This is a genomic window from Marinomonas spartinae (genome assembly GCF_016461715.1).
GTDB lineage: Bacteria > Pseudomonadota > Gammaproteobacteria > Pseudomonadales > Marinomonadaceae > Marinomonas > Marinomonas spartinae_A.
In genome coordinates this window covers 153,852-172,536 of sequence record NZ_JAEMUI010000006.1, presented here as the reverse complement: position 1 = coordinate 172,536, position 18,685 = coordinate 153,852, and the positions used below count along the sequence as shown (strand labels likewise).

Here is an 18,685-nt window from a genome sequence, read left to right as displayed (position 1 = left end):
ATAGTGCGCATGCGCATTTATCCCATAAATCGGTGTGCGTGTTATTCTAGCCTTAGCCATTTATATAAATCTAACTAACACCATGATTTATATAAAGTTATTCATAATGATAAGCGTTCAGACTTCGACCAAAACAAGCACGCTTGTTTTGCCTAATAACCGTGCATCAGGAGGGGGAGAAATATGTGACTTTCGTCTTCCTATACGCAATCCTTACACTCTAATCTATTTTCAAATAAGAGACCAGCGGGGTCAAAGCCCTTTTCATGAAAGCTCATCAGAATAGTTAGTTTGGATGACGGTAATCAAGCCGTAGAAGCGGCTTCGACGCAACGAAGTTGCGCGACCCTATGGATTTTCAGAGTCAGTTTAAAATGCCCTGTCCCCTATCCTCAAAACCAATCTATGCCTTACAGCCTAAAGCGTACCGAGAAAGTAAGTTGTATAAAACGTCGATCACACGCTTCTCGTTAAAAAAGCGACCTTTTGGTTACTTTTGTGTCGCTAGACAAAAGTTACCCGCTCAGAAGAGCGGAACTGAACTCGCCAAAACCAAGCTAATCAGAGGAATATCATCAAATCGGCAACACCAAATAACCCCATCCTAACCTTCCCCTTAAAAAAGGGGGAAGGGACTTGGTGATTAGTCACCCTCACCTCCTGTGCTTGACCAGCGGGGCCAAAGCCTTTTTCGTGAAAGCACATCAGAATAGTTAGCTTGGATGACGGTAATCAAGCCGTAGAAGCGGATTCGACGCAACGAAGTTGCGCGACCCTATGGATTTTCAGAGTCAGTTAAAAATGCCCTGTCCCCTATCCTCAAAACCAATCTATGCCTTGATGAGGCTCTGCATTGACAACATCATATCTTTATGAGGAAACGAGGCGCTGCTCTTAAAAGCGACCTTTTGGTTACTTTTGTGTCGCTAGACAAAAGTTACCCGCTCAGCAGAGCGGAACTGAACTCGCCAAAACCAAGCTAATCAGAGGAATACCATCAAATCGGCAACACCAAATAACCCCATCCTAGCCTTCCCCTTAAAAAAGGGGAAGGGACTTGGTGATTAGTCACCCTCACCTTCTGTGTTTGACCAGCGGGGTCAAAGCCCTTTTCATGAAAGCACATCAGAATAGTTAGCTTGGATCAGGTCGAAAAGGTGTTCGACTCCTAATCCAATCAGGTAACTATTGTTGGACTGAAGTCCAACCTACAAATCGTCTTCGACGCAACAAAGTTGCGCGACCCTATGGCGTTTCAGAGTCAGTTAAAAATGCTCTGTCCCCTATCCTCAAAACTACTCTATGCCTTGATAAGGCTCTGCATTGACAACATGATGTCTCCATGAGGAAACGAGGCGCTGCTCTTAAAAGCGACCTTTTGGTTACTTTTGTGTCGCTAGACAAAAGTTACCCGCTCAGCCGTTCCTGAATTAAAAAGCGGAATAAACGAGCAGCTCAAAGTAATTGAGTGGAAACAAATACACCGGAAGACCCAAAGAACAACCCCATCCTAACCTTACCCCTTAAAAAAGGGGAAGGAACAAATCCATTACAAGTATCGCCCTTCCAAGTGCTTTCTAAAATACGCCGTCGGTCTTGCACTAAAAATAACCTATACCGTTAATGTAATCGCGCTAGGTGTTTGTAATGTATTTGTGCCCTATTACTGTCTATTAAAATCTGGAAAATCCATTTTTATCAACTTTGACTGACTAAAAATTGATCGTCTAAGTGCTATTCTTTAGCTAAAACAGATTTAACCCAATCTGCAAACACTAGAAATGACGGTTTTAAATGCTTATTTTGAGGATAAACGAGAGATAAAGACATAACCGGAGATTGATACTGTTCAAGGACTCTTATCAATGTACCGTTGTCGATGTAGGGTTGTGCCAAATAGCTTGCGATACGAATTAAACCTAAGCCCTGCAAGCCGCAGTTGATATAGGTATCAGTATCATTGACCGTCAGCGCTTCCCGTATTTGAATTTTAACGTTCTCTTCATTATCAAGAAAATGCCAATTAATCGCACGGCCCGTGTTTTGGCTTAGATAGCCTATTGAGTAATGGTTAGTTAAATCATCTAAATCCTTTGGTTTTCCAAAACGTTTTATATAGGTGGGCGCTGCAACAACCACCCAGGATGAAACGGTGAGTGGTCGCGCAACAAGTGATGTTGAGTCTTCAATTTCACCAGATCGAATGACACAATCATAGCCATCATGAAATAAGTCGACATTTTGGTCGCTGGTGCAAAGTAACAGTTCAATATCTGGATATTGATGAATGAACTGGCTAATCACGGGGAGTATAGAATGGTGAGCTAATGACGTGGGGATGCTTACTTTGAGCCTGCCTTTCGGCTTTCCTGCTTTATTTGGGAAGTTTGATTCGATCGCTGCAATTTCTGCTAGTATATGTCGGCATTGCACCGCATAGTTCTCCCCATCGGGTGTCACACTTAACTTACGTGTGGTGCGTTGCAACAGCCTTACACCTAAATAGTCTTCCATCTCTTTTACTATCCTTGAAACAGTCGACTTAGGCATACTAAGAGCCTCAGCCGCCTTCCCAAAATGACTAGCTTCGACTACTTGGACAAATACTTTCATGCCCTCTAAGCGATCCATAAACCCTCTATTATTCCAAATTCAAGAACAGTTTAACCAAAATTTAGCTATTATCACTTATAATAATCTAAATTACACTCTCAATCTGAGATAATAAGCAGAGAGTAAAGATTTTATGAATCACAATATAAATGTAAAAGACATACTTATTATAGGTGCGGGTCAACTAGGTCTAGCCGTTCTTAATGCCTTACAACCACGAGTATCTGCACTAGGTGGAGACGTAACGGTTTTAGTTTCACCAGATTCACTTGAGCATGGTACGACCCCAACCGATGAGTCATTAAAAAGGTTCTCTGATCAGGGTGTGAAGTTTAAGAGTTTTGATTTAGCGAATATTAATCATCAAGCGTTAGTTGCCTTTTTTGCCGATTTTAACACAATTATCAATTGTACTGGCTTTGTTGCCGGCCTTGGTACTCAAAAGAAAATTACACAGGCTGTTCTTGAGGCTAATGTTGCACGCTATTTTCCGTGGCAATTTGGTGTAGATTATGACGTAGTAGGTATAGGAAGTGGTCAACCAGTTTTCGATGAGCAATATGAAGTAAGAGGGATGCTGCGACAACAAAAGAACACTGAGTGGGTAATTGTCTCAACTGGCATGTTTACCAGTTTTCTGTTTGAACCCGCTTTGGATGTGGTGAACCTCGAACAAGGCTATATCAATGCGCTGGGCAGTTGGGAGAATAAGATAACGGTCACCGCCCCCGAAGACATTGGTCAGTTAACCACAGAAATATTGTTAGAGTCGCCACGAATCATTAATGAAGTGGTATTTGTTGCCGGAGATACCCTGAGTTATGGCGAATTAGCAGAGATCGTTGATAACACCACTAATAAGCGCATTAAGCGACATGTGTTCAATTTAGACTGGTTGCAAAGTGAGCTTGCTAAAAACCCTGACGATCAAATGCTACGGTACCGCACTGCTTTTGCACTCGGTGATGGTATGTGGTGGAACATCGATAAAACTTACAATTTTAAAAAAGGCATTGAAACTAAAAATACTAAAAATTGGTTAATAGAAAAATTGGCATAATTATCTATTAGCCATTAGTCGCCGTGATCAGTGAATAATGATCACGGCTTTATAGTATGGTCAGCAGCTTTGGCCTGATTCATTGACGATATAATTGGAAACACATGTTAGCAACTAGAGAGGAAGGTTCACCTCTTGAGGGCCGCTTCGTTACAAATACCGCCCTTCTAAGTGTTTTCTAAAATGCGCTGCATTTAATACTTCCCCTGTGGCGCGTTTGACGAGTTCATCTGTGGTGTGAAGCGAGGCTTGTGACCAGATGTTGTCGCTGAGCCATTGGAAGATTGGGTTTAGGTCGCCACTTTGGATAGCGGCGTCGAAGTCGACGTTTTGTATCATGGTGGCTTTGTATTGGGCGGCGTACATGGCGCCTAATGTGTAGCTTGGGAAATAGCCTAAAGCGCCGTCTGTTTAATGCTAAAAGTAACCTACATGGTTAATGTAATAGCGCTAGATGTTTGTAAAGCATTTCGGTCGAGGCAACCTAACCCCAAAGTGAGTAAAAAAGGGAGAATGAATCCCTTAGCAACATGGTTATATTGTTGCTCTACTTTTTGTTATGTAACGGACGATAAAGTAACGCCTCTTTTAATAATTATGTTCTTTTATCACATCAACAAATGCCCTGAGACTTTTAGACATGTGACGGTAGCGAGGAAAATAGATATGAAATCCAAGATATTCAGGACACCAGTCTTCTAAAACTTTGATTAAGTTGCCTGAGGTTATTTGTTCCTTAGCATAATTTTCAGGGACAAATGCGATTCCCATTCCCTGTGTAGCCGCACTGACCATCAAATTGTTATTGTCTAATGAAATATCACCCGGCACATCAACGGTTACAGACTGCCCACTTTTAAAAAACTCCCAATGATAACGTTTGCCACTCGGTAACCGTTGGCGAATACAATGGTGATGATTAAGCTCACTAGGTGTTATTGGGATAGGATATCGCTTTAAATACTGAGGAGAGGCAACGGTAATGAACCTGACTTTAGGACCAAGAGGAATAGCAATCATATCCTTAAGAAGAGACTCTCCAAGCCGGATACCGGCATCAAATCCGTCTTGAGTAATATCACTTAACTCACCATCACAAACGAGATCCAGCTTGATGCTGGGGTAATGTTCTCGAAATGTAGGGACAATTTGTTCCAATAAATAAGCTATCGCCGACTCACTACCATTAATTCGAACTTCTCCGAACAAGTGCTCTTTATCGTGACCAGTATCAAACAGCAATTGATCCAAATCACTAAGTATTGGCGATAAGCCTGAGAATAAATATTCGCCGGCTGACGTCAGGGAAACACTGCGAGTAGTACGTCTCAGCAATTGAGAGCCTAGATATGCCTCTAATCCTTTTATAACATGGCTCAAAGCTGAACGACTTACCCCAAGATGATCTGCCGCTTTGCTAAAACTACGCTGATGTGCAACCTCTCGAAAAGCCTCCAAATCATTGAGTGATGGTTTTTTCATTGTTGAATAATCCTAAACAAGTCATTCGAATTATTGATCATTAAACTACTAATAACAATCTTCTATAGTGAGTCCTCATCAATCAGAAGGAATAAGTATTATGGTCAACAAAACATGGTTTATCACTGGAGCCTCTTCAGGCTTAGGTTTAAAGCTCACAAAGCGGGCGCTTTTGCGCGGTGATAAGGTTTTCGCAACCGTTCGGAAAATGTCAACATTGGATGAGCTAAAAGTAAGTTTCCCTGAAAGCTTGCAAGTGCTGCAATTAGATCTCACCGAACTAAATTCAGTACGTAATGCCGTTGATACTGCATTCTTGGCATGCCAAATAGACTTTGTAGTGAGTAATGCAGGTTACGGCTTATTTGGTGTGGCTGAGGCTTTGACAGACCAGCAAATTGACCGTCAGATTGCCACGAACCTAACTGGATCTATTCAGCTTATACGAGCAGCACTCCCTCATTTACGCAAACAAAATACAGGCCGTATTGTTCAAATTTCTTCTGAAGGAGGACAAGTCGCCTATCCGAATTTCAGCCTATATCATGCTAGTAAATGGGGGATTGAAGGCTTTATTGAATCGGTATCTCAAGAGGTGAATGAATATGGTATTGATTGTGTCATCATAGAACCCGGCCCAACAGAAACTAATTTTGCAAAGGGATTGGACCTAGCTGACTCCCTAGATAGCTATCAAAATAGCGCTGCAGAAAAAATGCGACATGCATTGTTTAATGGTGATTTCCCAATTAAGGGAGACGCTGATAATACGGTTAAGGCAATGCTTAAAGTGATTGATATGCCTAAAGCGCCATTTCGCGTAGCGCTAGGAAGTATCGCCTTTGACAACATCCACCGTGCTTTAACATCTCGTTTGGCTGAACTTGAAAAACAAAAAAGCCTAGCTTATTCAGCAGATAAAAACTGATATATTCACTCTAATCTAAATAAACTGTATCAGGATAATATTGCTAAAACACGGCTATCCAAAAAGATAAGTTCAAGCCATTATGATTAAAAGGCTAGACAGTGGTCTGTCTAGCCTTGACCCACTCATCTAAATGATTTTACCTCTTTTGCAAATACCGTCCTTCTAGATGTTTTCTAAAATGCGCTGCATTTAATACTTCCCCTGTGGCGCGTTTAACTAGTTCATCCGTGGTATGAAGCGAAGCTTGTGACCACATATTGTCGCTTAACCATTGGAAAATTGGGCTTAAGTCACCGCTTTGGATAACGGCGTCAAAGTCGACGTTTTGTATCATAGTGGCTTTGTATTGCGCAGCATACATAGCGCCTAGTGTATAAGACGGGAAGTAACCGAATGAGCCGTCTGTCCAATGGATGTCTTGCATGCAGCCGTTTTTGTAGTTGTCTTTGGTGGAGATGCCAAGGGACGCTTTCATCTTCTCATCCCACAATGCTGGCACGTCTGTGTGCTCTATCACGCCATTGATCAAGTCGCGTTCGATCTCGTAACGCATGATCACATGTGCTGGGTAGGTGAGTTCGTCCGCATCAATGCGAATAAAGCCTTTTTCTACTTGGGTGTAGATTTTATAAAGATTTTCTTCGTCGAATACAGGATCTTGCTGTGCATTAAACGCCTGTTTAGACAAACGCGATAAGTGGTGAATAAAGGGTTTACTACGACCAATCTGCATTTCGAAGAAGAGTGATTGAGATTCATGAACGCCCATAGAGCGCGCTTCGCCCACGGGCAATCCAGCAAAGGCTTTTGGCAAGCCTTGTTCGTAGCGGGCGTGGCCTGTTTCGTGAACGATCCCCATCAAGGCTTGCACGAAGTCTTTTTCATCATAACGGGTGGTAATGCGCACGTCCGTTGGTACGCCACCGCAAAATGGGTGAACACTTTCGTCTAGTCGGCCACGGTTAAAGTCGAATTGCAGCAGCTTCATCACTTCTAAGCCAAGGGCTTTTTGTGTCTCAGTGGAAAAAGTGCCAGATGGCAAAAGGATGGATTCTGACTTCTGCTTTTCTAACACGGTTTCGATTAAGTCTGGCAACCAGGTTTTCACGTCAGTAAATAAAGTATTCAGCGACGCCGTTGTGGTGCCTGGCTCGTATTTGTAGAGCATGGCATCGTATGGTGTAAGACCGAGCGCTGCACCACGAATATTGGCTTCTTCGCGGGACAGAGCGACAACTTCCTTCCAATTTTTCTCAAAGCCTTGCCAATCATTTTCTTGACGCTGCGTACGCCATGCATGTTCGCATGTAGAACCCGCGATGGACTGTGCTTGTACTAAATCTTCTGGAACGATGGTCGCTTGCTGCCATTGGCGTTTCATCTCGCGTAGGCTGGCTTGTTGCTCAACGCTTAACGATTCTTGCTCCGCGTTGCCAAACCAGTCTTCTAACTGTGGTTGAGTGGATAAACGATGAACATGAACGGATAACTCTGCCATGGCGTTTGAGCGAGCTTCGCTGCCGCCCGATGGCATGTTCGCTGCGGCATCCCAACCGAGTATAGATTGAGCATGATTAAAGTGATTTAGTGTTTGGTAGTGTGCTGTTAACTTGTCGTAATAAGACATAATTTGTTTTTTCCTATTCGAATAAATAGACGCTGTCGGTTTCTTTTGGCGTCGCTGTATTTGAGGCTAGCTTAGCAACGATTGAACCTCCGTTGTATCAAATGCTTACCCTAGCGCCTGTTTCTTTCATAACCTGTTCAATGACGTTTTCAATCCACGCTATAGTAAGCCAATCTGGTGCGGCCGCAGCCCGAGAAAACGCAATCTCAACGGCGGGAAGGCTAGGCAAAAGCTCGCTGTCGATAATTTCTAATGCGTCATTCATGCTAATGCTGGCAATAGCGGAGATGGCTTTTTCTGCCACTAGAAGACGTTCAATAAGGGCGAGATTGTCAGTAACGCAATACAATCGGTAATCTATGCCCTTCTTCTGTAAACCATCGATAGCGCTAGAATGGAACTTACAACTTGATTCGTATAGGGCCAACGGCAACGGCTTATAAGACTGCCAGTCGAACCCTTTTTTCGCCACCCAAATGCCCTTGTCCTGAAACAAGGTTAAGCCTTCGTCACTGTTGGGGGTTCGCGTCACCAAAGCCAAATCCACTTCCCCCTTATCCATCAGTTCTCTTAATTCAGCCGATGTGCCAGTACGCACTCGAAAACGAATATTCGGCTGCATGGCTTCCATTACAGACATAATAACGAGGAGTAAATTTGCAACATAATCATTAGGACAGCCAAAATTAAGTAAAGCTCCTTGTTGTGGGCCTTTAATGGATTGCAAAGCACTTTCTTGCAGTTGCAGTATTCGCCGTGCGTAATGCACTAGCTGCTGGCCGTCTTCGGTGAGTACTTGATCTCGTCCTTGTTTGCAAAACAGCTCCGTACCGACCTGCTCTTCCAGTCGTTTCATCTGCATGCTAATGGCTGATGGTGTACGAAAGGTTTGCATGGCAGCTCGCTGAAAACTGCCATGGTCGACAATCGCCACTAAGGTTCTTAATAGTTCCGTATCCACTGCCTTCCCCTCGCGACTCTAGCCTCGTTACTTTAGCTAAATTACGTTAACTCAGTCGCCTTCTAATTTATTCATCAAAACGCGTTATGCCAGCCTTCAGTTTAATTGGCTTTTTTCTGTTGCTTTCTTGTTGCAAGATCAAACCATCAACTTACGAAGGAAAGACATATGATTCTGCATGATTTTTTGCCCTCAGGGAACGGTTATAAAATCCGTTTATTATGCGCCAGCTTGGGCCTCAACGTGACATTAAAAGAATATGATATTACTAAAGGGGAAACACATACAGAATCCTTTTTAGCCATAAACCCGAATGGAAAAATACCAGTGCTTGAATTGGATAATGGGCAATGTTTAAGCGAAAGTAACGCGATACTGCTCTATCTTACAGAACAGAATCACCTTACTCAGCAGCATCAGTCTGCTTTGTTGCCAACCGACCCTATCCTTAAAGCCAAAGTCTATCAATGGTTATTTTGGGAGCAATACAGCCACGAGCCAAACATTGCTTCACCGCGTTTTTGGTTAACCCATAACGCCATGACGGATCTAAAAAAACGCATGCTGCCAGATCGTATTCAACAAGGTCTCGCGGCATTGAAACAGATGGATGACACCTTGGCAAAACACATGTTCTTGGTGGGAGACGCGATGACGTTAGCGGATATTTGCTTGTTCCCTTATACCCATGTGGCAGAGGAAGGTGGTGCTTATCAATTGTCTGAGTATCCGAATATTCAACGCTGGATTAAACAGATTGAAGCCTTAGATTGGTTTATACCCATTACTCAAGGGTGATACACCTTAAGCGCTCTTTAATAGAACTATCGAGCGCTTAACATATGACTTTCTAATGCCTTTTTTGCGTTTTCAGTGACAATTCATAGCCACAAGCATGAGCATATTTAAGAAGCGTCGCCCAACTTGGGTTCGTATTGCCTCGTTCTAAGCGACTGATATTGCTTTTTTGAGTATTCATCTTTTCGGCAACTTGCTCTTGTGTTAACCCAGCTTTTGTTCGCATAGAAAGCAGTTGATCAATTAAATTAAACTCTGCTTCAAGCTTATCGTATTCCGCTTTGACATCAGAATTCTTGAAGGCGCGTTGTTTCAGTTTTTGTAAACTCATCTTTTTTGAACTTCCTTCTGGCGTTGACGTGCAAGCTTCAACTCATTTCTTGGCGTTTTTTGTGACTTTTTAACAAAAGCATGTAAAACATAAATATGCTTTCCTTTTAGGAAGCAAAACAAACTCCGCCCAATACCTTCTTGAGCCTTTGCTCTAATCTCAAACAATCCATTCCCCATAGAATCTGTATGAGGCGGACCTAAATTCGCGCTATGCTTTTCCATCAGCTCTAACAATCTAATCATTCAACCATTCATCAAACACAAAAAGTGTCATCCACACGAACGTCGGTCAGCACCGAGTTGGCAATAAAACAGGCTTCATGGGCTTGATGATGAAGCTCTTTTAACACCGCTGAGCTGGGCCTTTCACCAACAAAAGTGACGGTTGGTCGTAATACTACTTCTGTCATCATTTGTTTACCGTTAGGACCACGAGCCAAGACGCCCATGGCCTTATCGGTATACTGGTCGACAATAAGTTTTTTACGAGAGGCGAAGTCTAAAAAGAACAGCATGTGACAGCTGGATATAGACGCTACAAAGGCTTCTTCAGGATCAACATTTTCCGCCACAGACATAGGCAAAGGAACAATATGTGGTGAAGACGAAGCTGGCACAACCACTCCCCCTTCGAATTGCCATTCATGGGCACGGCTGTATTTTTTGTCCGAAAATAACTGTGAGCCCCGTTTCCATTCGACCGTTGCAAAATACTCCGACATTACTATGGCCTCCTCGTCAAAACACATTGAATAACACTCACTTTAAGCAGTACAGGCATTAAATTAAAGACAATTATTAAGCTATTTAAAAATGAATCCCCCGCGTCATTTTTGGCACTATGCGCATGCCCTACTCCCTCGCTAACCTCTATTGGTACATCGTTTAACTAACCCAATAAATAACAATAGGAGAGACAAAATAGAACACTGGATGACTTTCCAAAAACCCTAAGGCTCTTATTAAAAACGTAAAAGCCGAGACCTCTTTACAAGAAACGTCTCGGCTTTTTGTCTTTAGCTTTTCTATTGCTCTGCTATTAAATTTTTGCCCTTAATAAGCTGAAAACGCTTATTTATGGCAGCCACAGCCTGTGTGTTCGTCGCTCAGCGCTTGCCAGTTTTTCAGTTTGCTAGTGCCGCCGATGCCAGCATTGAAGCTGTTGGTTGGGTCGGTTTTTTGATAAAACTCACGCAACGCAGGTTTCGCAACGTATTCGTGGCCGACGTTATGTTCAGCTGGGTATTCCGCGCCACGAGCATCGTAACTGGATAGAATCTGCTTCTTCACCGCTTTCGCATCAACGCCTTTTTTCATAATGTAGTTTTGATGCATAACGTGGCAAAAGAAGTGACCGTAGTACATTTTTACGGCGACTTTGTCTTCGATGTCTTGTGGCAGCTCTTCGAACCAATCGCGTTCATTACGCGGGAATGCCACGTCTATGGTCATGATGGAACCAAGATCCTTGCCATTCATCACATGATAACGACTCAATGCGCCCCCCGTCACAAAGCGATGAAGGATGGCTTGATCGGCTTCTCGCTTAGTACACGCAAAGTAACCGCCTTCGTTATCTTTAAAGAAGTTGTCTAAATAGGCTTGCGCTTCATCGACACCGTCGTTACTGGTTTCGACAATCCAGTGATGTTCGTATTTTTCACGAAAATCTTCCATGCGCTTTGGCAGATGATTGGGAAAAAGCTGACTCATATACTGCATCATGATGTCGGAAAATTTGGTCGGCATGAACTTAAATTTGCCTGCCCATCTATCGACTGTTCGCTTTAAAGCAAACATTTTTGGAATGTATTTGGTGCCAAGTTTGTCGATCACCAAGTAGCTGTCTTTGCCGTATTTTTTACTGATGTCGTAGCTGCTGTTATGCATGTATTCGCCAGACACAGGTAGATTTTTAAAGGTCGACAGCATGTCACGGCGCATTTGTTCCATCACCGCTGGATCATTGGTGCCAATGTAAAAGACTTGGTACTTTTCTGGAATAGGAAAGGTATCGATGCGCACGGCAAAGACAGCCAGTTTGCCAGCACAACCGGAAGCCTCGTACAAACGTCGCGGATCGTTGTTAAAACGCGATGGTGTCTCGGCATCGACGTCCCGAATACGCTCATGATATTCGTTATCAGAACCGCGTTTGTCTGGGAATTGAATGTCTTTTTCTTGATAAGTTTTGTTTTGCAAATTTGTGAGAATGTCTTCTGGATCGCTTCCCAACTCAATGCCTAAGTTGTTCACCAATTGCAGTTCGCCATCGCCGTTCACTTGAGCAAACAACGACATTTCGGTATAAGCGGGACCACGCTGAACCAGTGCGCCACCTGAGTTATTACACACCCCGCCAACAATAGACGCGCCAATGCAAGAAGAACCAATTACTGAGTGAGGTTCCCGGCCGTATGGTCTAAGCGTGTCTTCCAAGCCAAATAATGTACTACCGGCTAACCCTATGATTTGTTTACCTTGATCGATAAGCTGAATGTCATCAATGCGCATGGTGCTGATAATAACAATAGGACGATCATAATCCGTGCCGTTAGGAGTTGAACCGCCCGTTAGCCCTGTATTGGCCGCTTGCATAATGACGATTACGTCAGCCTTCACACAGGCTTGCAAACACCGCCAAATTTCAACCAAACTACCGGGACGAACAACGGCATAAGCCTTGCCGCCACCAAGGCGAAAGCCTTGACTATAGGGTTTTGTCTTGTCTTCATCGGTTAAAGTGTATTGATTTCCTACGATGGCCTTTAACTCAGCGGCCAGATCTGAACTGCGGGGTGCTGTCATAAGAATAAGTTCGCAACCTATTGAGAGAAAGAAACAAGTATACTCGACTTAACGACGAGTAAAAAACACCCAACAGATAAAAAGCCTTGAAGGTAAAATAAAGAAAGCCAGAAAATCACCAAAAAGTGCGTATTTTTAGGATAAATGGCTGTTCCCTGGTTTTACTATATTCTCTACTTTCCCTAGCCCTATTCTATGTTGCTCATCGCCGCAGTATCCTTTTAAGATAATACGGTCACCATCCTCTACAAAGGTGCGCTGTTCACCATTGCTCAATGTTATGGGCTCTTTTCCACCAGCGGTTAGTTCTAAAAGCGAACCGGATTCTTCGCGAGTTGAACCCGATTGTGTGCCGCTGCCTAGCAGGTCTCCCGGCGTTAAATCACAACCATTAATGGTATGGTGAGCAACCATTTGAGCGATAGTCCAATAGGACTCTTTAAAATTACTGGTTGAAAGACGCTCTGCAGGCTGGTTATTCAAACGCATTTTTTCCGTTTCGATCCAGACCTCTAGTTTAATATCAATCGCACCCTGGGTACGGTTGGTTGCCGAATCAAGGTAATCAAGCGGTTGAGGATCGTTCGCCTCTCGCGTCCAATGGCAACGATAAGGAGCCAGTGCCGCCATGGGCACAATCCAAGGGCTTAGGCTAGAAAAAAAGCTTTTCGATAAAAAAGGCCCTAACGGTTGGTATTCCCAAGCTTGAATATCTCGCGCTGACCAATCATTAAACATGGACACGCCAAACACATGCTGTTCCGCCTCATCAATGGCGATGGGCTCACCTAGCGAATTGCCTGTGCCAATGAAAATGCCCAGTTCTAACTCATAATCAAGACGCTGACAGAGGCCCAGTGCAGGACGGTCAGATTCTGGTACCTTTAACTGCCCTGCTGGCCGCTTAAAAGCCTCTCCTGCGATACGAATGGAAGACGCACGCCCATGATAGGCAACTGGCACCCATTTATAGTTTGGCAACAACGGATTATCGGGGCGAAACAAGGCTCCTACTCGCGAAGCATGGTGTACAGAGGTATAAAAATCCGAGTAATCACCAATCTGACAGGGAAGATGAAACACCACATCGGCCTGAGGTATGAAGCAGGGCTCTACCACTTCTTTGTATTCAATGTGACTGAATAACGCGGTTAATCGCTGCCGCAGTGCGCCCCATTGATCACTCCCTAATCCCATTAATGAATTGAGTGTACTTTGCCTAACCGACTCTCGTAACGGTGGGCTTAGGTCATCAAATAATCCCGCTTCTTCAAGCATACGAAGGTTCACTACTTGATCACCCAGCCCCACACCGATTGAATGGCCTTGTTCCTTAGCGGAAAAGACGGCATAAGGCAGGTTCGCTAATGGAAACTCACAACCTGGCATATTGGCACTAGCCAACCAACTTTTCAGTTTTTTCATGCTCTCTCAATACCTCCTTTTAACCGCTCCAAACCTTGGTCTTTATTATTATGCTTGGTTCCCAACAACCCCACGGGCCACTTGATCCCGTTCAATTGACTCAAACAAGGCCTTAAAGTTACCTTCGCCAAAGCCATCATCTCCTTTGCGTTGGATAAACTCAAAAAAGACAGGGCCTAGCTGATTCGTTGAGAATATTTGCAGTAATAATCGAGGGGCCGTTTCTGTTGTGCCGTCGAGTAAAATACCACGACTCTTTAGCGCATTTACCTCTTCACCATGACCGGGTAAACGCTCCTCAAGCATCTCGTAATAAGTATCTGGCGGGGCGGTCATCAACTCAATACCACTGGCACGCAGTGAGTCGACACTGGCGAATAAATCCTCTGTTCGCAGGGCGATATGTTGAATTCCCTCCCCGTTGAATGACATAAGAAACTCTTCAATTTGCCCCGTACCATTGGACGCCTCTTCATTCAATGGAATACGAATTTTGCCATCCGGCGCCGTCATGGCCCGTGAGGTTAGACCGGTATATTCACCTTTGATATCAAAGTATCGAATTTCTCGAAAGTTAAACAAGGACTCATAAAAATGACTCCAATGTGCCATACGGCCTTTATAGACATTATGAGTTAGGTGATCGATCTCATAAAAACCGTGACCTTTAGGATAACGATCCACCCCTGGAAGGAACTCGAAATCAATATCATAGATTGATGTTCCCTCTTCGTAGCGGTCAATCAGATAGATAGGGGCGCCACCAATACCTTTAATAGCAGGCAACCTAAGTTCCATGGGGCCAGTCGGAATATCCATTGGCTTAGCCCCTTTCGAGAGCACATAACGATAGGCTTCATGGGAGTTTCTTACCCGAAACGCCATACCTGATGCCGCATTACCATGCTCCTGACCAAAATAGTAAGCTTCACTGCCTTTTTCTTTATTTAAGATAAAGTTGATGCCACCTTGACGGTAAAGCGCCACGTCTTTCGAACGATGCGTTGCGACTAACTCAAACCCTAAGAGACAAAACACCTCTGCGATTTTGTCTGGATTAGGGCCAGAAAACTCAACAAACTCAAAACCATTCAAACCAACTGGGTTATCAAACAGATCTGTCATTTTTGCATTCCTATTTAAGTATTTGAATTATGGTGCTTCATGCAGTGCAAATAGTGTGTTCAGATCTTTACAGGGGGCGGCATCGCCATGCCACGAACACTTCGTGACCAGTGTAGCGCGATAGATAGTGATAGGCGACCACCAGCAGGGTTAATCATGATGGCTATCCAATAGACTAGCAGGCTGAATAGATTCCCAACATTCCACATAGTCTTTTTGTCGTTCTGGGGTATTGGCAGCAAATGTTGTGATACGTTGTGAGGCACTCGTTTCAAACATAAAGGCAAGCGTACCCTCTAATTTGTTTGGTGCCAATGACGATGTGGACGCCTTAGTATAAGCCTCATGATCAGGCCCATGGGGGGCCCCCGCATTATGCAGACTGGCGCCACCTGGGAGAAAGCCATTCGGCTTCGCATCATACACCCCATAAATTAGTCCCATAAACTCGGACATAACATTACGATGGTACCAAGGCGGCCTAAAGGTATTGTCCGCCACTAACCAGCGGTTACCAAATACCACCACATCAATATTCGCCACGCCCGCCCGTAAGCCAGGTGAACTCAATACGGTAAAGATAGAAGGATCAGGATGATCATAGCTGATGGAGCCTAGCGTGTTAAAGCGCCTCAAATCATAGCGATAAGGCGCGTGATTTCCATGCCAACCTAAAACATCGAATGGAGAATGATCAAGGGTAAACTCACGAAAGTCTCCTTCTCGTTTTTCCATCACCCATGTCTTTATAGGTTGTTCAATATAGTTCGCCACGGGGTATTCAAAGTCTCGTTCATTCGCTAGACCATTGGCCCCGATAGCACCACGATTAGGTAATTCAAAAGGGGTTCCATAATTTTCTAACAAATACAGTTGGGTCGTCTGTTCACAAATAAACTCGACAAAAGCAGAACGCGGAACAACTGCGAGATGACCAACCTCAACTTCTAATACGCCAAATTCGGTACGCAAGGTGATCGCCGCACTGATCGGCATCACAAGCATTTCAGCATCATGATTTTGAAAGACAGGCTGTGGATCTGGATGCAGCGTAGCAATACTCGCGGACATGCCCGTTTGAGATGTCGCTCCCCCAGCAATGGTCAAGGTACGTACCGATTGTACCCAATGCCCTGCAGCGTCGGCTAATGGACACCATCTAAGGGGATCAAACGCAATGTGTGTATTACTCTCATCGGCTTGGGATACCCAGTTAGTGACCTCCACCCGTTTTCCATCAGCGCGATGGGCAACGCTTGGTCGGATGCGATACAACCAACTGCGTAAATTATGTCCTTGGCCTGCCGTAAAAGACGAACCACTAATCTGCTCCGCATACAAACCAAATGGACAACGCTGAGGACTGTTCTGCCCAATTGGCAACACACCAGACAGTGCCTCAGTCGAATGATGATTTCTAAAGCCGCTGAGATAGAACATAACTGAGCTCAACATAGCGAATGAAAAACCATAAAATCATTTCAAATGAAATGAGTCAAGCAGTTTTTCATTACTCTTCTTAAGGAGAAGTTCATAGAAACCCTATACAATGCACAACAATATTTTATCGTTAGGCTCTCTGTTTGCGTGTTAGAAGGTAGGACATGTTTGATCTCAATAGCTTTATTCCATATCGCCTTAATCAGGCGGCCCAACAGACCTCTGAAGCCTTGGCGCGCAAATACAGAAAACAACTTGGCTTAAGCATTCCTGAATGGCGTGTTCTGACGCATCTAGGCCGCCATGATAAGCTTTCTGTCAGAGATTTAGAAAAGTCCATTGGCTTAGCCAGAGTCGCCGCCTCACGTGCCGGAAGCAATCTTTGTAACAAGGGGTGGGTCAAAAAAATCGTCAACGAACAAGATCGCCGTTTGGTAGAATTTTCCCTCACCGACGTAGGCCGAGAAAATTACGAGCGCGTGACTTTTCTTGCAGAGTCGACTGAAGCGCTACTGCTAAAATCACTCGCTGAGTCTGATCGGAAAAAATTACTGGAGTTACTGGATAAAATTGAAGAAAGCGCCAGACAAATAATTTGATAGAGAGTTTTGGAATCAGATTAAGTCGAGGTTAAAACATCATTTTCATTGCTAACAAAAATGACTGAGCCTTATTTGCTCAAAGGAAAATTGCTCAATTAAGCCGCTAATTGTTAACTGAATAAATGAGAAAATCCGATATCAGCAAAGATATCGGATTTTCTATGAGGATTCAGTGCAGCCTTCTAGACCTTAATAACATGCTTAATGTCGCAGTTCTCAGACCTTTTACTCATACATTTAAAGGCCGTATCAAAGCCAATAGGCAAGCGCCTAAGCAACAACATTGATACGCTGCCCAATAGATTGCCCACTCAAGTTACGAGTAGGCGAGCTTGCTTGAACCCTACTAACATTGTGATCATCACTGTCACCATCACGCTCTGGGGCTAAGGTTGACTCGTTAACTTCTTGCGCAGAATAATGGGCTTTCGGGGTACTCACTGTACTCATAGATGATGAGCTCATGTTTGAACTAACATTCATTGTTTCTCCTCCAGTCTATTAAGCTATAAAATTAATAGCTTAATAGACGTTAACATTCCTTTCTGAAGCGAATCTTAACAATAAAAAAGAATGTTAGTTCAACCCTAAACGTTTACCCACCAAACACAACCGTCCGCTTACCATTCAAAAACACACGTTTTTCGATGTGACATTTCACCGCATTAAACAAAGTAACACGTTCGATATCTTGACCTTTTGCCACCAGATCTTCCACGTAGTGAGCGTGATTCACGACTTGGATACCTTGGGTGATGATCGGTCCTTCATCTAAATCGTTGTTCACGTAATGAGCTGTAGCCCCTACCATCTTCACCCCTTTTTCCCACGCTTGGTGATAGGGGCGAGCCCCCTTAAAACCAGGTAATAGAGAATGGTGAATATTAATCGCCCGGCCATCCAAGTATTCACACATGTCAGGAGACAATACTTGCATATAGCGGGCAAGAACCACCAGCTCAGTATCGTATTGCTCGATCAAACTCTTTACTTTTGCTTCTTGTTCTAGCTTGGTTTCCGCTGTGATGGGCAAATGGTAATACGGGATGCGATGCCATTTAGCGAGTTCTTCTAAATCCGGGTGATTTGAGATAATCACCGTCACATCAATGTTCAATTGCCCAGTTCGAAAACGGTAGAGCAAATCGTTCAAACAATGGTCGTATTTTGAAACCATAATCGCCACTCGAGGACGATGGTTTGGCTCAGTCAGCGCCCATTCCATGTTGAACTCTTGCGCACGAGCCGAAAACTCCTGCTCGAACACACTGGCACTAAACCCTTCTTTTTTAGGCAAAAACTCAACACGAATAAAAAATCGCCCTGATTCTCTATCATCAAAGGAGTGAATTTCATCTACATAATGACCAGATTCCGCCATATAGCGGGTAACCACGTCAACCGTACCAATAATACTTGGGCAGCTCGCGGTAAAAATCCAAGGGGCGATTTTTGTTGTCATAAGAGTCTCTCAGATAAA

Annotated in this window: 17 protein-coding genes and 1 pseudogene; 4 read left to right on the top strand and 14 right to left on the bottom strand. The window is 43.9% G+C overall.

From position 1 onward, the window contains the following. Positions 1-1,734: 1,734 nt before the first annotated feature. On the bottom strand, positions 1,735-2,631 hold the full coding sequence (locus tag JHD45_RS08390) for a LysR family transcriptional regulator (RefSeq protein ID WP_199476064.1): 897 nt from the start codon (positions 2,629-2,631) through the stop codon (positions 1,735-1,737). 115 nt (positions 2,632-2,746) lie between these two features. On the opposite strand from JHD45_RS08390, the gene JHD45_RS08385 reads away from it, so the two are divergent. After that, positions 2,747-3,673, top strand: coding sequence for an aromatic alcohol reductase (locus tag JHD45_RS08385; RefSeq protein ID WP_199476063.1), 927 nt, complete (start codon positions 2,747-2,749; stop codon positions 3,671-3,673). A gap of 150 nt (positions 3,674-3,823) precedes the next feature. On the opposite strand, the pseudogene JHD45_RS08380 reads toward JHD45_RS08385, so the two are convergent. After that, positions 3,824-4,069: pseudogene (locus tag JHD45_RS08380) on the bottom strand (carboxypeptidase M32); the annotation flags it as partial. 192 nt (positions 4,070-4,261) lie between these two features. After that, complete coding sequence (locus JHD45_RS08375) at positions 4,262-5,155, bottom strand: LysR family transcriptional regulator (protein WP_199476062.1); 894 nt, start codon at positions 5,153-5,155, stop codon at positions 4,262-4,264. A gap of 100 nt (positions 5,156-5,255) precedes the next feature. On the opposite strand from JHD45_RS08375, the gene JHD45_RS08370 reads away from it, so the two are divergent. Further along, a complete protein-coding gene (locus JHD45_RS08370; RefSeq protein WP_199476061.1) occupies positions 5,256-6,083 on the top strand; it encodes an SDR family oxidoreductase in 828 nt (275 codons plus the stop codon). Positions 6,084-6,222: 139 nt separating this feature from the next. Here the strand turns inward: JHD45_RS08370 and JHD45_RS08365 are convergent, their stop codons facing one another. Continuing rightward, positions 6,223-7,713: a carboxypeptidase M32 gene (locus JHD45_RS08365; RefSeq protein WP_199476060.1), complete on the bottom strand. Its 1,491-nt coding sequence runs from the start codon at positions 7,711-7,713 to the stop codon at positions 6,223-6,225. Between the two features lie 97 nt (positions 7,714-7,810). Continuing rightward, positions 7,811-8,674, bottom strand: coding sequence for a LysR family transcriptional regulator (locus JHD45_RS08360; protein ID WP_199476059.1), 864 nt, complete (start codon positions 8,672-8,674; stop codon positions 7,811-7,813). A gap of 168 nt (positions 8,675-8,842) precedes the next feature. Between JHD45_RS08360 and JHD45_RS08355 the strand changes: the two genes are divergently transcribed. Then, the gene (locus JHD45_RS08355; protein ID WP_199476058.1) at positions 8,843-9,472 is read left to right on the top strand and encodes a glutathione S-transferase family protein; all 630 of its coding nucleotides are present in this window, start codon (positions 8,843-8,845) and stop codon (positions 9,470-9,472) included. Between the two features lie 52 nt (positions 9,473-9,524). On the opposite strand, the gene JHD45_RS08350 is transcribed toward JHD45_RS08355, so the two are convergent. From JHD45_RS08350 to hmgA, 7 genes are all read right to left on the bottom strand, one after another. Then, positions 9,525-9,803 (bottom strand): helix-turn-helix domain-containing protein, encoded by a 279-nt coding sequence (locus JHD45_RS08350; protein ID WP_067016331.1) that lies wholly within the window; start codon positions 9,801-9,803, stop codon positions 9,525-9,527. Then, a complete protein-coding gene (locus JHD45_RS08345) occupies positions 9,800-10,048 on the bottom strand; it encodes a type II toxin-antitoxin system RelE/ParE family toxin (RefSeq protein ID WP_199476057.1) in 249 nt (82 codons plus the stop codon). Before JHD45_RS08345 ends, JHD45_RS08350 begins: the two co-directional genes overlap by 4 nt. 11 nt (positions 10,049-10,059) lie before the next feature. Further along, entirely contained in the window at positions 10,060-10,527 is a 468-nt protein-coding gene (locus JHD45_RS08340) for an OsmC family protein (RefSeq protein ID WP_199476056.1), read from the bottom strand. Positions 10,528-10,876: 349 nt separating this feature from the next. Continuing rightward, positions 10,877-12,613, bottom strand: a complete 1,737-nt coding sequence (gene dld, locus JHD45_RS08335; protein WP_199476055.1) for a D-lactate dehydrogenase — start codon at positions 12,611-12,613, stop codon at positions 10,877-10,879. A gap of 135 nt (positions 12,614-12,748) precedes the next feature. Then, positions 12,749-14,038, bottom strand: a complete 1,290-nt coding sequence (gene fahA, locus JHD45_RS08330; RefSeq protein WP_199476054.1) for a fumarylacetoacetase — start codon at positions 14,036-14,038, stop codon at positions 12,749-12,751. Between the two features lie 48 nt (positions 14,039-14,086). After that, a complete protein-coding gene (gene hppD / locus JHD45_RS08325; protein ID WP_199476053.1) occupies positions 14,087-15,163 on the bottom strand; it encodes a 4-hydroxyphenylpyruvate dioxygenase in 1,077 nt (358 codons plus the stop codon). A 150-nt stretch (positions 15,164-15,313) separates the two neighbouring features. Continuing rightward, positions 15,314-16,618 (bottom strand): homogentisate 1,2-dioxygenase, encoded by a 1,305-nt coding sequence (hmgA, locus tag JHD45_RS08320; RefSeq protein ID WP_233407709.1) that lies wholly within the window; start codon positions 16,616-16,618, stop codon positions 15,314-15,316. A gap of 149 nt (positions 16,619-16,767) precedes the next feature. Between hmgA and JHD45_RS08315 the strand changes: the two genes are divergently transcribed. After that, positions 16,768-17,202, top strand: a complete 435-nt coding sequence (locus tag JHD45_RS08315; protein ID WP_199476052.1) for a MarR family winged helix-turn-helix transcriptional regulator — start codon at positions 16,768-16,770, stop codon at positions 17,200-17,202. Positions 17,203-17,475: 273 nt separating this feature from the next. Here the strand turns inward: JHD45_RS08315 and JHD45_RS08310 are convergent, their stop codons facing one another. Beyond that, positions 17,476-17,688, bottom strand: a complete 213-nt coding sequence (locus tag JHD45_RS08310; RefSeq protein WP_199476051.1) for a hypothetical protein — start codon at positions 17,686-17,688, stop codon at positions 17,476-17,478. Between the two features lie 112 nt (positions 17,689-17,800). After that, the gene (gene purU / locus JHD45_RS08305) at positions 17,801-18,667 is read right to left on the bottom strand and encodes a formyltetrahydrofolate deformylase (protein WP_199476050.1); all 867 of its coding nucleotides are present in this window, start codon (positions 18,665-18,667) and stop codon (positions 17,801-17,803) included. Positions 18,668-18,685: the final 18 nt, after the last annotated feature.

Coding starts and splice junctions, on each gene's coding strand:
- JHD45_RS08390 (WP_199476064.1), bottom strand. CDS start 2,631: ATGGATCGCTTAGAGGGCATGAAAGTATTTGTCCAAGTAGTCGAAGCT.
- JHD45_RS08385 (WP_199476063.1), top strand. CDS start 2,747: ATGAATCACAATATAAATGTAAAAGACATACTTATTATAGGTGCGGGT.
- JHD45_RS08355 (WP_199476058.1), top strand. CDS start 8,843: ATGATTCTGCATGATTTTTTGCCCTCAGGGAACGGTTATAAAATCCGT.
- JHD45_RS08340 (WP_199476056.1), bottom strand. CDS start 10,527: ATGTCGGAGTATTTTGCAACGGTCGAATGGAAACGGGGCTCACAGTTA.
- purU (WP_199476050.1), bottom strand. CDS start 18,667: ATGACAACAAAAATCGCCCCTTGGATTTTTACCGCGAGCTGCCCAAGT.
- hppD (WP_199476053.1), bottom strand. CDS start 15,163: ATGACAGATCTGTTTGATAACCCAGTTGGTTTGAATGGTTTTGAGTTT.
- JHD45_RS08310 (WP_199476051.1), bottom strand. CDS start 17,688: ATGAATGTTAGTTCAAACATGAGCTCATCATCTATGAGTACAGTGAGT.
- JHD45_RS08375 (WP_199476062.1), bottom strand. CDS start 5,155: ATGAAAAAACCATCACTCAATGATTTGGAGGCTTTTCGAGAGGTTGCA.
- JHD45_RS08345 (WP_199476057.1), bottom strand. CDS start 10,048: ATGATTAGATTGTTAGAGCTGATGGAAAAGCATAGCGCGAATTTAGGT.
- hmgA (WP_233407709.1), bottom strand. CDS start 16,618: ATGTTGAGCTCAGTTATGTTCTATCTCAGCGGCTTTAGAAATCATCAT.
- dld (WP_199476055.1), bottom strand. CDS start 12,613: ATGACAGCACCCCGCAGTTCAGATCTGGCCGCTGAGTTAAAGGCCATC.
- JHD45_RS08370 (WP_199476061.1), top strand. CDS start 5,256: ATGGTCAACAAAACATGGTTTATCACTGGAGCCTCTTCAGGCTTAGGT.
- JHD45_RS08315 (WP_199476052.1), top strand. CDS start 16,768: ATGTTTGATCTCAATAGCTTTATTCCATATCGCCTTAATCAGGCGGCC.
- JHD45_RS08350 (WP_067016331.1), bottom strand. CDS start 9,803: ATGAGTTTACAAAAACTGAAACAACGCGCCTTCAAGAATTCTGATGTC.
- fahA (WP_199476054.1), bottom strand. CDS start 14,038: ATGAAAAAACTGAAAAGTTGGTTGGCTAGTGCCAATATGCCAGGTTGT.
- JHD45_RS08365 (WP_199476060.1), bottom strand. CDS start 7,713: ATGTCTTATTACGACAAGTTAACAGCACACTACCAAACACTAAATCAC.